15 protein-coding genes are annotated in these 13,654 nt (G+C 61.0%); 3 read left to right on the forward strand and 12 right to left on the reverse strand.

Features of this window, described 5'->3' with window-relative positions:
- Positions 1 to 10 precede the first annotated feature (10 nt).
- Together FXN63_RS26590 and FXN63_RS26595 are read left to right on the forward strand one after the other, a co-directional pair.
- Positions 11 to 577 carry a cysteine dioxygenase family protein gene (locus FXN63_RS26590; RefSeq protein ID WP_148818724.1) on the forward strand — a complete coding sequence of 189 codons (567 nt, stop codon included), beginning with the start codon at positions 11 to 13 and terminating at the stop codon, positions 575 to 577.
- 186 nt (positions 578 to 763) lie between these two features.
- Positions 764 to 1,213, forward strand: a complete 450-nt coding sequence (locus tag FXN63_RS26595; protein ID WP_148818726.1) for a hypothetical protein — start codon at positions 764 to 766, stop codon at positions 1,211 to 1,213.
- Positions 1,214 to 1,283: 70 nt separating this feature from the next.
- Here FXN63_RS26595 and FXN63_RS26600 read toward each other — a convergent pair whose 3' ends face one another.
- From FXN63_RS26600 to FXN63_RS26620, 5 genes are all read right to left on the reverse strand, one after another.
- Complete coding sequence (locus tag FXN63_RS26600; protein WP_148818728.1) at positions 1,284 to 2,099, reverse strand: MetQ/NlpA family ABC transporter substrate-binding protein; 816 nt, start codon at positions 2,097 to 2,099, stop codon at positions 1,284 to 1,286.
- Between the two features lie 108 nt (positions 2,100 to 2,207).
- A complete protein-coding gene (locus FXN63_RS26605; RefSeq protein ID WP_148818730.1) occupies positions 2,208 to 2,669 on the reverse strand; it encodes an Lrp/AsnC family transcriptional regulator in 462 nt (153 codons plus the stop codon).
- 441 nt (positions 2,670 to 3,110) lie between these two features.
- Positions 3,111 to 3,512: a hypothetical protein gene (locus tag FXN63_RS26610; protein WP_148818732.1), complete on the reverse strand. Its 402-nt coding sequence runs from the start codon at positions 3,510 to 3,512 to the stop codon at positions 3,111 to 3,113.
- Positions 3,513 to 3,529: 17 nt separating this feature from the next.
- Positions 3,530 to 4,627 (reverse strand): D-alanine--D-alanine ligase, encoded by a 1,098-nt coding sequence (ddlA, locus tag FXN63_RS26615; RefSeq protein ID WP_148818734.1) that lies wholly within the window; start codon positions 4,625 to 4,627, stop codon positions 3,530 to 3,532.
- Positions 4,628 to 4,795: 168 nt separating this feature from the next.
- The gene (locus FXN63_RS26620) at positions 4,796 to 5,686 is read right to left on the reverse strand and encodes a LysR family transcriptional regulator (protein ID WP_148818736.1); all 891 of its coding nucleotides are present in this window, start codon (positions 5,684 to 5,686) and stop codon (positions 4,796 to 4,798) included.
- Between the two features lie 302 nt (positions 5,687 to 5,988).
- Here FXN63_RS26620 and FXN63_RS26625 point away from each other — a divergent pair, with 302 nt between their 5' ends.
- A complete protein-coding gene (locus FXN63_RS26625; protein WP_148818738.1) occupies positions 5,989 to 6,222 on the forward strand; it encodes a hypothetical protein in 234 nt (77 codons plus the stop codon).
- Here FXN63_RS26625 and FXN63_RS26630 read toward each other — a convergent pair.
- The 7 genes from FXN63_RS26630 to rpmH form a co-directional block, all read right to left on the reverse strand.
- Entirely contained in the window at positions 6,215 to 8,188 is a 1,974-nt protein-coding gene (locus FXN63_RS26630; protein WP_148818740.1) for a methyl-accepting chemotaxis protein, read from the reverse strand. The genes FXN63_RS26625 and FXN63_RS26630 overlap by 8 nt on opposite strands.
- A 259-nt stretch (positions 8,189 to 8,447) precedes the next feature.
- Entirely contained in the window at positions 8,448 to 9,920 is a 1,473-nt protein-coding gene (mnmE, locus tag FXN63_RS26635) for a tRNA uridine-5-carboxymethylaminomethyl(34) synthesis GTPase MnmE (RefSeq protein ID WP_148818742.1), read from the reverse strand.
- Between the two features lie 255 nt (positions 9,921 to 10,175).
- Positions 10,176 to 10,307 carry a hypothetical protein gene (locus FXN63_RS27330; protein ID WP_281290846.1) on the reverse strand — a complete coding sequence of 44 codons (132 nt, stop codon included), beginning with the start codon at positions 10,305 to 10,307 and terminating at the stop codon, positions 10,176 to 10,178.
- 118 nt (positions 10,308 to 10,425) lie between these two features.
- Positions 10,426 to 12,096, reverse strand: a complete 1,671-nt coding sequence (gene yidC, locus FXN63_RS26640) for a membrane protein insertase YidC (RefSeq protein WP_148818744.1) — start codon at positions 12,094 to 12,096, stop codon at positions 10,426 to 10,428.
- A 46-nt stretch (positions 12,097 to 12,142) separates the two neighbouring features.
- Complete coding sequence (gene yidD / locus FXN63_RS26645; protein ID WP_148818746.1) at positions 12,143 to 12,475, reverse strand: membrane protein insertion efficiency factor YidD; 333 nt, start codon at positions 12,473 to 12,475, stop codon at positions 12,143 to 12,145.
- Positions 12,472 to 12,954, reverse strand: a complete 483-nt coding sequence (locus tag FXN63_RS26650; protein WP_148818748.1) for a ribonuclease P protein component — start codon at positions 12,952 to 12,954, stop codon at positions 12,472 to 12,474. Before FXN63_RS26650 ends, yidD begins: the two co-directional genes overlap by 4 nt.
- 10 nt (positions 12,955 to 12,964) lie before the next feature.
- Positions 12,965 to 13,099 (reverse strand): 50S ribosomal protein L34, encoded by a 135-nt coding sequence (gene rpmH / locus FXN63_RS26655; RefSeq protein ID WP_006578231.1) that lies wholly within the window; start codon positions 13,097 to 13,099, stop codon positions 12,965 to 12,967.
- Between the last annotated feature and the right edge of the window lie 555 nt (positions 13,100 to 13,654).

Genomic DNA, 13,654 nt, shown 5'->3' on the forward strand with positions numbered 1-13,654 from the left:
GTATTCAGCCATGTCCGCCGTCCTGCGTGATCTACCCTGTTTTCAACGCACATTTACCCTCGATGAGTTGGTCGATGACGTCGGCCGTGCAGTCAGCCTGTCGGCCCGTCGTCCCGGCAGCGACGTGTCAGAGGCTGTGCGCCAGGTACTGGCCGAGCACGCGGACGTTACCCTGCCCTTGTCCCATGCACAGTGGGCGGGCAGTCCCGAGCGCTACACCCGCCATCTGCTGCATGCAGACCCGGCTGGCCGCTTCTCGGTCATCGCATTGATCTGGCACCCCGGTCACCGCACACCTGTGCATGGTCACCGCACCTGGTGCGCGTACCTGGTCTTGCGCGGCATCTTGCGCGAGGCGCGTTTTGCGTGGCACGCCGCGCAAGACTGTGCGGTGCATACCGACACCGTGACTCGCCATGCCGGCCAGACGCTGGCTGCCCCGGCGGGCTTGGCAGACATCCACAGCCTCGGCAACGACAGCAACGAGATCGCCGTGTCCATTCACGTTTATGGGGTGCAAGGCGATCAGATCAGCACCCATGTGAATCACCTGGTGCGTGGCGAGATGGCTGGCTGATTGGGCGACTGAGGGGCGGCTGATGGCGGGGCGCGCATCGTCGCTAAGTGCTACGTTGCGAAGGCCTGCCTGAGCGGATGCTTGGTGTGCAGTGGGACGTGGTGTGTAAATTGGCCATGCAGTGCGTCTTGCATCTTGCAAGCCGTCTGGGCAATAGTCGCCCTTCTGCTCACCGGATTCTCGCGCATGCATGTCACCCACTATCCCCTGCACGATGGTCATCTGACCTCGGTAGCTATCGCGGACGACCGCGCAGTGCTTGGTCTGCGTCAGGCTGACGGGACGTCGTGGACGATGACCTTGCAGGGGGTAGACGCTCTGAATATTGATGGATTTCGGCTGGGAAACACCATTCTCACGCTTCGTTCGATTCGGGGTGTCGGACGCGAGGATCGTCCTGGTGAGGACTTGCCGGTCGCGCAAGATGTGCACGCCGCGCTGGATGCGCTGTTCCCGGCACCGCACGCATCGGCACGGCCGGACATTCACGCTGCGCATGCGGCATTTATTGCCGCCAAGCTGGCGGGATTGTCCGCGGGCCAGGCTGTCTTGCTGGTGCTCTCACCCGCTTATGGGGCCGAGCTGAGCGCCTATTGCCTGACGGTCGATCTGCAGGCCGACCGTCAGACAGGATGACCACGCCGCGCCTGACGGCACCCGTGGTCATCTGGGGCTGATTTAAAGGCTTACAGGCTAAAAGGCTTACTTACAGACCTTGCGGGTAGGTGTAGCCCGGGAAGTCCTTGGTCAGCACGTCCTTGAAGAAGGGCGACTTGAAGGCGGCGGCCAGGTCCTTGGCCCACACGGTGTCCTTGTCGGCGGTGCGCACGGCAACCACTTGCTGGTAGGCCACCGGCGGCTTTTCTAGGGTCAGTGCGCCGGTGAACTTCAGGCCGGCCGAGGTCGCGAAGTTGCCCGGCACCACCACGAATTCCACGTCATCCAGCGTGCGCGGCAGTTGCGCAGCTTCGATGGGTTGCAGCTTGACCTGCTTCGGGTTCGACACCACATCTTTTTCGGTCACGCGCAGCGGATCGATGTCCGACTTCACCGTCAGCACGCCGTTTTGCTGAAGCAGCAGCAGCGCACGCGCCAGGTTGCTCGGGTCATTCGGCAGCGTGATGCGGTCGCCTTGCTTGGCTTCAGCCAGGCTCTTGCGCGACTTCGAATACACGCCCATCGGTGCGGTGGTGCTTTGCACGATGTCCACCAGATCCAGCTTCTGGTCGGTCTTGAAGCGGTTCAGGTAGGTGATGTGCTGGAACAGGTTCGCGTCCAGCGCGCCTTGGGCCAGCGCCATGTTCGGCTGCACGTAGTCGTTGAACTCAACCAGCTTGACCTTGTAGCCCTGCTTTTCCAGCTGCGGCGCAATGCCGCGCTTGAGCACGTCGTAGTTGTAGCCCACGGTGGCACCCAGGGTCAGGGATTGCTTGGCCGGGTCGGCAGCGAAGCTGGCTTGGGCAGCTACGCCCAGCGTCAGCGCGACTGCGCTCGCGAGGAATTGGCGACGGACGAAAGACATGGATATCTCGCTTCGATATGGGTGTGGATAGACGGAAGGCGGGCCCAAGGGTCAACCCTGCCAGCCCGCAGACGCAGCAGAATATCAAATCGTCTGGTGGGGGCTAATTCACGGCGCGTAGTCCACCGGCAAGGCGGTCGAATACTTCAGCTGTTCCATCGCAAACGATGAACTCACATCGTAGATGTCGGAGATTTTGATCAGCCGTTTGTAGACGCGATCATAGGCAGCGATGTCGGGCACCACCGCCCGGATCAGGTAGTCCACATCCCCGCTCATCCGATAGAACTCCACCACCTCGGGAATGTCCTTCACATGCTGGGCGAACTTGTCGAGCCAGGCTTGCGAGTGCTGGCTGGTGCGAATCGAAATGAAGACCGTGACCCCGACATTGAGCTTGGTGGCATCGCACAGCGCAACCTGCTTGCGGATAACCCCCGCCTCTTTCAGTTTCTGAATGCGCCGCCAGCAGGGCGTGACCGACAGACTGACGGTTTCCGCGATCACGCTGATGGGCGTTTCCGCGTCGTCTTGCAGCATGGAAATGATCTTCCGGTCGATGGTATCCATTGGAAGAAATTTCCATGAAGAAGGGGTTGAGCCGCAAATTTTTTGCTGTGTGGAGCAGCATAGGCAGCGTGTTGGTGTTCTGCAAGCGCAGCGCAGGAGAAACCGCGTTTTTTACGTCATCTGCGGCGCGCAGATTGCGCTGAAAATTCGCAATTTTCGAACATATCGGAAGTGGATCAGAAGGTTCGTCTGATGTTCCTGTTGATATGTTGAGATTCAGTGTTTAGGTAAATGCTGGCCTGTGCATAAGGTCTTTTAGCGGAATTTTCGACATATCAAAAGATGGAAATTATCGTATTCGCTTATCAGTTCCTGATATGGAAAACTCGACTCTTTTATCGCTCTGTTTTTGAGGTTTTTATGGCCTCGTTGGTCGGGTGATTTGCATATCGGATATGGATCAAAGCCACCATGAATCATGAAATCCGATATACCTGTAAATCACTCGGAAGGGCCAGGAAGGTTCACCATTCCGTCCCCATCCCCCATGACAACCAGCGCGTCGCCAGCCCAGTGGATATCTGCGATCGGCACCGCACCCATCTTGATTTCACCAAGCAGCTTTCCCGCTGCGGTGTACACGCGCACATAGCCGTCGATGTAGTACAGATAGTCTGATCCGCCCCCCGGCATGCCCATGCGGGGAATCCAGCTGTCCCAGCTGTACAAGCGGAATTTCTGCGCATAGAACTGTCCGTTCGGGCTGTAGTTTCGCTCCCGATACGGCACGCCTGCATAGAACAGGCTATAGGCCGGCCAGAGCATCGCAAGCACTACCAGCACGATGAGGGCACGCCGCAGTTTGCGCGGCGCAATGGCCTGTTTCGCACCCTTGCCTGTCACGTTCGCGCCCTCGTTTCTCAACGCACCGAACTCTTCAGTTCGCCATCCTGGCGATGACGTTCCATCGCCAGCTCAATCAGCGTGGTGATCAGGTCGGTGTACCCCAGGCCGCTGGCTTCCCACAGCTTCGGATACATGCTGATGTTGGTGAAGCCGGGCAAGGTGTTGACCTCGTTGATGATCACGTCGCCATCGGGCGTCAGGAACACATCGACCCGTGCCATGCCGCAGCAGTCCAGTGCCTGGAAAGCCTGAATGGCAATCGCACGAATGCGTTCGTTGATCTCGTCAGACAGGTCGGCCGGCGCCTTGACCACGGCCCCTTGTTCGTTGATGTACTTGGTGTCGTAGGAGTAGAAGTCATCGCTGACCACGATCTCGCCGCACACGCTTGCACGCGGGTGTTCGTTGCCCAGGATCGCGCACTCGATCTCGCGCCCGACAATCGCCGATTCCACCAGCACCTTGTGGTCGTAATCGAAGGCAAGCGCCAAGGCCTGATTGAACTCGTCTTCCGTGCGAGCTTTGCTGACACCTACCGACGAACCCTGGTTCGCCGGCTTGATGAACAAGGGCAGGCCAAGCTTGGCCGTCACCGTGGCGAAATCGTGTTTGTTCCGAGTGCTGCGGGTCACCGTGACGAACGGGGCAACCTTCAAGCCCGCGTCGCGCAGCAGGCGCTTGGTCACGTCCTTGTCCATGCTGACTGCAGAGCCCAGCACGCTGCTGCCGACAAAGGGAATGTCGGCCATGCGAAGCATGCCTTGCAGCGAGCCGTCTTCACCCAGGGTGCCGTGCACGATCGGGAACACCACGTCGAGCTGCGCCAGCGCACTCGCGTCGCGGCTCTGAATCAGTTGCTGCTGCGTCTGGCCGGGGATCAGCGCAACGTGTTGGCGCGAGTGATGCAGCGCGATGCGTGCCGGGTCGTTGGCGTTGTGCAGGTAGTTCGACACGTCGCTGACATGCCATTGTCCCTGCTTGTCGATACCCAGCAGGGTGACGTCGAATTTGTTCTTGTCGATGGCGTCGACGATGTTTTTCGCCGATTGCAATGACACTTCATGTTCAGCGGATTTGCCGCCGAAAATGATGCCTGCGCGCAGTTTTTTCATGGAGTGAAAGCATCCCGGGTTGTAGAAATCCACCGAGATTATGCGGCGACGCGCGCCCCGCTTGGCAGGATTGTCTGCCCGAACTGTTTCCAGGCATGAACCGCCCATGAAAGCATCGGCTTGAATCCTATGCGCGAAGGTGCGTCTTGTATGCCGGTCACGCCTGCTTCAGGCGTTCGAGAATTCCGTCAATACATCCAGCACCGCAGTGACCGCCATGCCAGGTGCCGGCGAACTGCGATACGCCACTGCCATGGGGCGCATCAAGGCCGGGGACAGGTTCCGCACCTGCACGTCCGGCGAGTGCATCTGGTCTTCCACTTCTTCCAAGGGCAAGATGGCCGCGCTCTGGCTCGCGGTCGCCAGACTTTTCAACGCGCCGGGATAACTCAGCGTCAGAAACGGCCGTGGATTGAAACCCGCCTGACCGAACCACGACGACACCAGGCCATGCATCTGCGTGGCAGGCGCAAACGACGCCCATCGCCGGCTGGACAGCCATTCGGGTGTGATCGTGTCAGGGGTCTGCCAAGCTGCCGGCAGCAGCGCCACCATGTGATCGTTTCGCCAGGGCATCAGCCTGATCTGCGCCATCGCTGGCTGAGGACTGGCCACGATGCCGATGTCCAGCGTAGCGGCCTTCAATCGCTGCATGGCATCGGACGAACCTACCGCCTCCAGCTTCACTTCAACGCCCGGGCTGCGCCGGCTCAGCGCATCCAGCATCAGCGGCAACAGTCGGGTGCTGACACCCGCCGACACACCCACCTTCACCAAGCCCTCGCGGCCACTGGCACGGCGCTGCACCAGGTCGATCAAGTCATCGCTGGCAGCCAGCAATTTGCGCCCTTCCTCAACCAGCGCCTGACCGGCCGGCGTGAGTTCCGCATGCCGTCGGCCACGCACGACAAGCGTGGCCTCCATGCGCGATTCCAGCTCCTTGATGTGCAGGCTGATGGTGGGCGGCGCAAGATGCAACGCATGGGCAGCCGCCGCAAACGTGCCCAGATCCGCAATCGCGATCAAGGTCTGCAGTTGGTCGAGGTTCAGATTACGCATCAGGATTTCTGACCTGAAAGGTCATTCAATTCAACTTTACCGGTATCAGACCCAATCCTAGCATCGTGTTCATGAGCCATGAACACCCCACCGAAGCCCCGAAGTCACCCGTTGGTGACACCAGACAAGCCCGCACAGGCGCGTGGCGATTGCTGCGCGTTTCGCGCAAGACAAGATGCCTGCTTCAACGCTGGACGCGTCGTGCAGCCGCTGCGCTGGCGCGCGCCGAGAAGTATGTGGTGGAGAATTTCAGAGTGCCGCCGAACGGGGCTTGATCTCGTTCCTGCTGGAACAAGGTACATATGGCCAGAGACTTGGCGCACATGGGGTTTGGCTGCACAGGCTTTGTCTTCGCGGGCCTCATCTTCGTAGGCCTGATGCCCGCACCGATGACCCTCCCCCATGCCGATGCACTGGTGCATCAGGCCGACTCGTCGAGCATGTTGGTGCTGGAAAGACTGCGTCGGCCTGTCGTCGAAGCAGGCAGCAGCGTGTACCGAAGCGTGCTGCCCGTCCGAAAAAACGCGTTCAACTGAAGCGGTTGACTTCTTCACTCAGGGCATCGGCCAGGCGCTTCAATTCCTGGGCGGTGTTGGCCAGTTCCTGTGCACCATCGCGCTGGGCGGCGTTGTCGATGGCGATCGACTGTACGTTCTGCGCCAGCAAGGTGGCAGTGCTGCTTTGTTCACGCGTGGCGTGCGACACACTGGAGAACTGCTGGACGGCTGCCTGGCTTTGCGTCTCGATCTGTTCCAGTGTGCGTGCCACGTCGCCGTTCAGATCCAGACCCTGCTGCATCAGACGATTGCCGGCGTCGATGGTGGTGATCGCGGTGCGCGTCTCGTCCTGCACGGCACGAATCATCGACGCAATCTCTTGCGTGGCCTGACTGGTGCGGCCGGCAAGCTGACGCACCTCGTCGGCCACCACCGCAAAACCGCGCCCTTGTTCGCCGGCGCGCGCTGCCTCGATCGCAGCGTTCAGCGCCAGCAGATTGGTCTGCTCGGCAATGCCGCTGATCACACCGATGATGCCGCCGATCTGCTGCGAACGAGAACCCAGGTCATTGACCACATCCACCGTCTGACGCAGGGAATCCGCCAACTGCGCCAAGGCACCGGAGGCATCCCGCATCGACTTGCCGCCTGCCAGCGTGTGCTCGGCATTTTGCTGCGTCAGTTCCTCGGTGTGCTGCATGCTGTGGGCGATCTCTTGCGCGCTGGTACTGAACTCTTCCACCGCTGCCGCCATGCCATCGACCTGATCGGACTGATGCGCGGCACGCGTGAGCGTCGCCGACGACAGTGCACTCAGCGCGTTCGACCGGCTGGTCACTTCACGAGCCGACGCGCGCACGCGTCCCACCGTGGTTTCCAGCGCCTCGGCCATATGATTGAAGCTGTCGGCCAGCGCACCGATTTCGTCGCGACTGCGAACCGTCATGCGCACGCTCAGCTGGCCTTCACCCAGCGCGTGGGCTTGTTTCACCATGCTGTCGAGCGGCTTCAGCTTGTGACGCAGCAAGGCCACACAGGCACCAATAGCCAAGGCCAAGGCCAGCAGACTGCCCAAGGCCAACTGCGTACCCACCGACCAAGTCAGCTCGTCAATCTCGGCCTGCGGCAAGGTCGCGAAGACGCGCCAGCTGCCGTCCGCCAGCGGCACCGCCACGCTCTGGAAGTCCTGCACACCATCATTCCAGGTAACGCGTGCGTTGCTTGCACCCGGCGGCAGGGCGGCGACTGCAGCTTCCGGTTTGGTCGTGCCTGCGGGCGGAATCAACCAGCGGTTTTCCTTGTCCAGCAAAGCCAGCGAACCGGTATTGCCAATGCGGAAGCTGGCCAAGGTGTCGAACAGCTTCTTCTGCTCGTCGGTGTAGTCAAAGCCCACATACAACACGGCAATGACCACGCCATCGACATCGCGCACGGGGGTGTATTGCGTCATGTAGTTGCGGCCGAACAGCACCGCGCTGCCGACATAAGGCTCACCGGCCAGCAGCTTGGCGTAGGCCGGATGCTTGCGGTCCAGGGTCGTGCCAATCGCGCGCTCGCCGTCTTGTTTGCGCACCGAGGTGGTGATGCGACGCAGCTCGTCACCGTCACGCACGAACACCGTTGCCGTGCCAGCGGTCAGACGCGAGAACTCATCGACTTCAGAGAAGTTGTTGTTCAGACGCAGGGCAGCACCCAGCACCAGCTGCGGCGCATCGACATCGGCAACCGGAATGCGCTGGGTGACGTCGCGGGTCAGGCCCTCGACAAAGCGATCTTCGAACAGGTTGGCAAGACGCTGCGTGCTGATCCGCAGCGAGCCGTGGAAGCTCTGCAGCTGGTCGGCCAGCAAGCGCCCTTCACTGGCCAAGTGCTGATGATTCGTCTCAAGGTTGGCCTGGCTCAGCGAGCGCAGCGCAAACAGGCAGCTGCCGCTGATGACAATGACCAGTACCAGCGTCAACGACGACGCCAACTGGCCGGCAATGCCGAAACGTTTTTGGAGCACGGGGAGATCCTTGGAATGCCGCGGCGCAGAGGCGGCTTGTAATAGCGAAGGATCTGCCACGTACCGACTGCGCGCGGTCTACGTGGAGTTCTACTCGTCCTTCAAGCACGTTAACGGCTGAAATTCCATGATCTGAATCAGGTATTTGTCAGAAAAGCTACCGTTCGTCTGAAAACTAGGGTTTACCCGTGATCAAAACATGGTGTGGCGCTATTGAAGTCGCATGATTTGCTGTACTTGATCTGCTGAGTTGTCTGTATCACTTGCCGATGCAGAACCGCGAGAAAATCACCCCCAGCAAGTCATCACTGGTAAACGCGCCCGTGATGCTCGTCAGCGCATCGTGCGCCAGTCGCAACTCTTCTGCGAACAAGTCCAGCACGCGGTCGCTTTGTGCTGCATGGGCATCGGCTTCGTCCAGGTGGTCTTGGGCCTTCAGCAACGCCTGCAGGTGGCGTTCGCGGGCCAGGTAAGGGCTCTCGGCACCTGGGTTCCATCCGGCAACTGCCAGCAGCGCCTGGCGCAGCGCATCCAGGCCGTCACCGGTGCGTGCAGAGATGGCCAAACGGATGGGTTCTGCATCTTGCGGCACGTCGGCAGGTTCACTGGCCGTTCCCATGCCCAATCTGTTGTCTGTGGGGTACGCAGCATCCGACGGACGGTTTGCGGCTCCCGTTCCCCACGCCGAGGCACCGAAGGTCTGGTCCGTCAGCAGATCCACCTTGTTGAACACCTGGAAGACCGGCGTGCGTGGCGGCAGTCTGCGCGCAATGTCCTCGTCCAGGGTTTCGGTCTGCGCCGTTGCATCTTGCAGATGGATGATCACATCCGCCTTGGCGATCTCTGCCCAGGTGCGCTCGATGCCCAGCCGCTCGACCGTGTCATCGGTCTCGCGCAGCCCTGCCGTGTCAACGATGTGCAGCGCCACGCCATCGATCACGATCTGCTGCACCACCTTGTCGCGCGTGGTGCCAGCAATCGGGGTGACGATCGCTACCTCATCCCCCGCCAGCGCATTCAGCAGACTCGACTTGCCCACGTTCGGCCGCCCGGCCAGCACCACATGCAGCCCTTCACGCAGAATCGCACCCTGACGTGCACGCGCCAGCAGCCTGACCAGTTCACTGCGAATCCCGGCCAGCGTGCGACGGGCGTCATACTTTTCCAGGAACTCGATCTCTTCTTCCGGGAAATCCAGCGTGGCTTCCACCAGCATGCGCAAGCCCACGATCTGATCGCCCAGCGCATTCACCTCGTGCGAAAACGCACCCGTCATCGACGCCACCGCACTGCGCGCGGCGGCCTCCGACGATGCATCGATCAGGTCGGCCACTGCTTCCGCCTGCGCCAGATCCAGCCGGTCATTCAGAAATGCACGGCGCGTGAATTCCCCGGGTTCGGCCAGCCGCAGGCCCAGCGCCTTGCCCGCTTCCAGACAGCGCGCCAGCAGCCGCCGCATCACCATCGGCCCGCCATGGCCTTGCAGTTCCAGCACGTGTTCGCCGGTGTAGGAGTGCGGAGCCTCGAAACGCAGCGCAATGCCTTCGTCGATGGCATTGCCGTCGGCATCCAGGAACGGCAGGAAATACGCATGACGCGCTTTCAATTCCGTGCGGCCAAGCAAGGCCTCGACCAGCGTGTCGATATTGCGTCCCGACACGCGAACGACACCAATGCCACCTCGTCCTGGGGCAGTGGCAATCGCAGCAATAGGGTCGTGGTCGGATGTCATTCGGGGCTCCGCAAATTCCAATGAAAAACCCCACGCGCCCAAAGGGCTGCGTGGGGTTTGAATCGTACACGGGGCATTCCTGGTTCGTTACGACTCTTCGCTGGCTCTCTGCAAACTTGGTGTGAAATCAAGCACCGAACCATCGATTCACAAGGGATCAGGCTGCGTTCTCTCTGCAGAGCTCTATTTTCTCTCTGCAAGCTGCCAGCGAGGTGCTGTGTCCGAGCCTGTGTTGATAATCACACCTCGGCCTCGTTACTTAGCAGAGAAATACTCGCCAAGCTTGTCTGTGTCGTAGTCGTTGCCAGCTTGCTTGAACTCCACCACCCCGTTTTTTTTGGCGGCGATCAGTTGCCCGAGCAAGGCCCTCAGTGCCACTGCATTCATGTTGCTTTCCTTGAGGCGACTCCGCAAATTCCAATGCAAAACCCCACGCGCCCAAAGGGCTGCGTGGGGTTTGAATCGTACACGGGGCGAGTCCTGAGAACTGCCCCGGCGATCAGGCTTACGCCTTCTTCGCTTCCATCCGTCTGGTGATCGACCACTGCTGGGCAATCGACAAGGTGTTGTTCACCACCCAGTACAGCACCAGGCCCGACGGGAAGAAGAACATCATCCCGCCGAAGACCAGCGGCATCACCATCATGACCTTGGCCTGGACTGGGTCCGGCGGCGTCGGGTTCAGCTTCATCTGCAGGAACATGGTTCCCATCATGATGGCGGGCAGGATGAAGAAGGGGTCCGGTGCGGCCAGGTCATGAATCCAGCCGATCCAGGGTGCGTTGCGCATTTCAACGCTGGCCAGCAGCACCCAGTACAGTGAGATGAACACCGGGATCTGGATCACGACCGGCAGGCAGCCGCCCAGCGGATTGATCTTCTCGGTGCGATACAGCTCCATCATCGCAGTGTTGAGCTTCTGGCGGTCGTCGCCGTACTTCTCGCGCAGCGCGGTCAGGCGCGGTGCCACCAGCTTCATGCGGGCCATCGAGCGATAACTTGCTGCCGACAGCGGGTAGAACGCGGCCTTGATCAGGAAGGTCAGCGCAACGATCGTCCAGCCCCAGTTCAGCAGCACGCTGTGCAACCAGGTCATCAGCTTGAACAGCGGCTTGGCGATGATGGTCAGCACACCGTAGTCGACCACCAGTTCCAGGCCCGGGGCAACTTCTGCCATGGCGCGCTGGTCTTGCGGGCCGATCCACAGGCGCGAATCCACGCTGGTGGCGGTGCCGGGGGCAATGTCACCAACCGGCTGAATCGCACGCACGGCGAACAGGTTGTTCGACAGATGCGTCAGGTCATAGGTGCGTGCTGCACCTTGGGGCGGTACCCAGGCGGTGGCGAAGTAATGCTGCACCATGCCCACCCAGCCGGAGTTCGACTGCTTGGTGTATTGCGCCTTGTTCTTCTCGATGTCCGAGAAGCTGACCTTCTGGAACTTGGTTTCGTCGGAGTAGACAGCCGGGCCGGTGAAGGTGCTGTAGAACTTCGACTCTCCCGGCGGCGGCGTGCCGTCGCGGGTGATCTGGTAGTACAGCGACGGTGCCAGCGGGTTGGCGGTGGCGTTGGCCATGTCGTGGCGCACACCAACGTCGTAGCGGCTCTTGCGCAGCGTGTAGGTCTTGACGACCTTCAGGCCGTTCGACTCGGCTTCGAACACCACGTCGAGCGCTTCGCCTTCCAGCGCGCGCGGCGTGCTGGTGACGCGGAACGGGGTCTGGTGCGTCGGGAACGATGCGCCAGCAGGTGCGCCGATCACGCCGGTCTGTGCCAGGTAGGTGCGGGCTGCCGAGCGGTCGAGCAGCACCATTGGTTGCTTCGGATCTTCGATGCTGGGCTGGTTCAGCAGCTCGGCCTTGATGATCTGTGCACCCACGGTGTCGAAGGTCAGACGCAGTACATCGGTGGTGACGACGACGGTTTCAGCGGCCGCAGCGGGTGCGACGGTGGAGCCGGGCACGGCCTGAGCCGATGCCGGGGCGCTGCCGGGCGTGCCAGCAGGAACCGAGTTGTCAGCGCCGCCGGGCGCAGCTGCGCCAGATGCCGCCGGCGCGGTTTGCGCAGGGGTGCCGCCGAACAGCGACGGCTTGCCATTGTGCTTTTGCCAGCCGTCCCAGAGGAACAGCAGCGAGAGCGAAAAGATCATCCAGAGGATGGTGCGTTTCATGTCCATGGACGGAAATTCCAAGTCGTCGCAGCGAGGGCTAAAGCCCGCTAGTTTAGTCGTCTCCGGGTCCGCAGCGTTCGCGGAATAACCGGGGATGGGGCGGTGGTGGAGCGTTGCCCTCGACCGGGGGAACCGGGTCGATGCCGCCCTCGCACCATGGATGACAGCGGCCCAGCCGCCGCATTGCCAGATAACTGCCACGAGCGGCCCCATGTTGTTCTATTGCCTCGATGGCATAGACCGAACAGGTGGGCAGAAAGCGGCAGGAGTGCCCAAGGAACGGGCTGACGAAATATCGGTAGAAGCGAATCGGCAGGATCAGCGCCCAACGAAGCCAGCGCTTGCTGGCCGCGTGCAGTGTACGCGCTGAGCCTGACAGCTTCATGTGCGTGGACGCGCCGGTCGGGCTGAGTCATCTCGCTGGCGAATTGCCCGGGCGAAATGCGCGTCGGCTTCGGCGCGTGCCAATTGCTTGAGCGAGGTCAGGGAACCCTGCGCGATACGGCTGTGCAGGCGAACCACATAGTCGCGCGGGGGCAATTGGAGACGGACGTGACGAAACGCCTCGCGCAGCACTCTGCGCAAGGTGTTTCGACTGACGGACAGGGGCGCGTTGCGCTTGCCGATCACCAGGCCAAGTCGCGCGCCTGTGGGGATCGGTGCTGCCGGTGTGGCGTCTGCTGGCATGTTTACCGCGTTGTCGCCGGCGTCAGACGTGACGGCGGCGGTGGCGACGGGCGCGTGCAAGGACGACGCGCTCAAAACAAAAAGCGCCCCTTTTGCAAGGCGGCGCCCTTTCAGCGCAGGGGCAAACTCAGCCGGGCTACGCAAACGCGCCGTCTTTGGAAACGACGCGGTCAACACGCGATCAACCTTAGACGGCCAGACGCTTGCGACCCTTGGCGCGACGTGCGTTGATGACTGCGCGGCCACCACGGGTCTTCATGCGCACGCGGAAACCGTGGGTGCGCTTGCGACGGGTAACGGAAGGTTGGTAAGTACGTTTCATGTTGGTTCCAGGTTGTCTGTGCGGCGCATGTCGAACACCAATGTCAGACAGCTTGCCCGCCAGCCACGCCTGCGATTGGGCGGGGCCGAATACTGTGTGTTGCAGGGATTAGCCAAACCAGCCGCCAAAGAACTCCGGCCAGACAGGTAAGACACTTCCACAACTGCTTCGCGCCACATCCGTTGGCTTGGCTCGTCATGTGGTCGATGTGCACTTTTGCCACCGACGCGTACCTGCAACAAAACCACTGCAAGTAGGCCCCACACCACAAGCCCCGGCCAAACGCCATGACTTTTTTCGGAAAGAAATCCCGAAAAGCCCGCCATTTCATCAAATTTGCTGTTCGCCGTCAATCGTTTCCCAGCTGTCCACAGGTAAATGGCGGCCCTTGCCTGTGGATAACTTCGGGTCAAAAGAGTAGAATCAGGGGTTTCGGATTGGCAAACAGGTGTTGTTTAGCGGTAGCTATGCAAGCGCTGACAAACCTTTTGCCCTTTGGTCTGACGCACGTCTAACCCACGCGTGCCAGGCCGATCCTTTCGCAATTTGGGATTC

Origin of the sequence: Pigmentiphaga aceris (genome assembly GCF_008119665.1) — a bacterium.
Classification (GTDB): domain Bacteria; phylum Pseudomonadota; class Gammaproteobacteria; order Burkholderiales; family Burkholderiaceae_B; genus Pigmentiphaga; species Pigmentiphaga aceris.

What these genes read in the sequence shown, in the direction of transcription:
- mnmE (WP_148818742.1), bottom strand. Translation starts at nt 9,920, where the DNA reads ATGACATCCGACCACGACCCTATTGCTGCGATTGCCACTGCCCCAGGA.
- FXN63_RS26600 (WP_148818728.1), bottom strand. Translation starts at nt 2,099, where the DNA reads ATGTCTTTCGTCCGTCGCCAATTCCTCGCGAGCGCAGTCGCGCTGACG.
- FXN63_RS26625 (WP_148818738.1), top strand. Translation starts at nt 5,989, where the DNA reads ATGGCCAGAGACTTGGCGCACATGGGGTTTGGCTGCACAGGCTTTGTC.
- rpmH (WP_006578231.1), bottom strand. Translation starts at nt 13,099, where the DNA reads ATGAAACGTACTTACCAACCTTCCGTTACCCGTCGCAAGCGCACCCAC.
- yidC (WP_148818744.1), bottom strand. Translation starts at nt 12,096, where the DNA reads ATGGACATGAAACGCACCATCCTCTGGATGATCTTTTCGCTCTCGCTG.
- ddlA (WP_148818734.1), bottom strand. Translation starts at nt 4,627, where the DNA reads ATGAAAAAACTGCGCGCAGGCATCATTTTCGGCGGCAAATCCGCTGAA.
- FXN63_RS26620 (WP_148818736.1), bottom strand. Translation starts at nt 5,686, where the DNA reads ATGCGTAATCTGAACCTCGACCAACTGCAGACCTTGATCGCGATTGCG.
- FXN63_RS26595 (WP_148818726.1), top strand. Translation starts at nt 764, where the DNA reads ATGCATGTCACCCACTATCCCCTGCACGATGGTCATCTGACCTCGGTA.
- FXN63_RS27330 (WP_281290846.1), bottom strand. Translation starts at nt 10,307, where the DNA reads ATGAATGCAGTGGCACTGAGGGCCTTGCTCGGGCAACTGATCGCCGCC.
- FXN63_RS26605 (WP_148818730.1), bottom strand. Translation starts at nt 2,669, where the DNA reads ATGGATACCATCGACCGGAAGATCATTTCCATGCTGCAAGACGACGCG.
- FXN63_RS26590 (WP_148818724.1), top strand. Translation starts at nt 11, where the DNA reads ATGTCCGCCGTCCTGCGTGATCTACCCTGTTTTCAACGCACATTTACC.
- yidD (WP_148818746.1), bottom strand. Translation starts at nt 12,475, where the DNA reads ATGAAGCTGTCAGGCTCAGCGCGTACACTGCACGCGGCCAGCAAGCGC.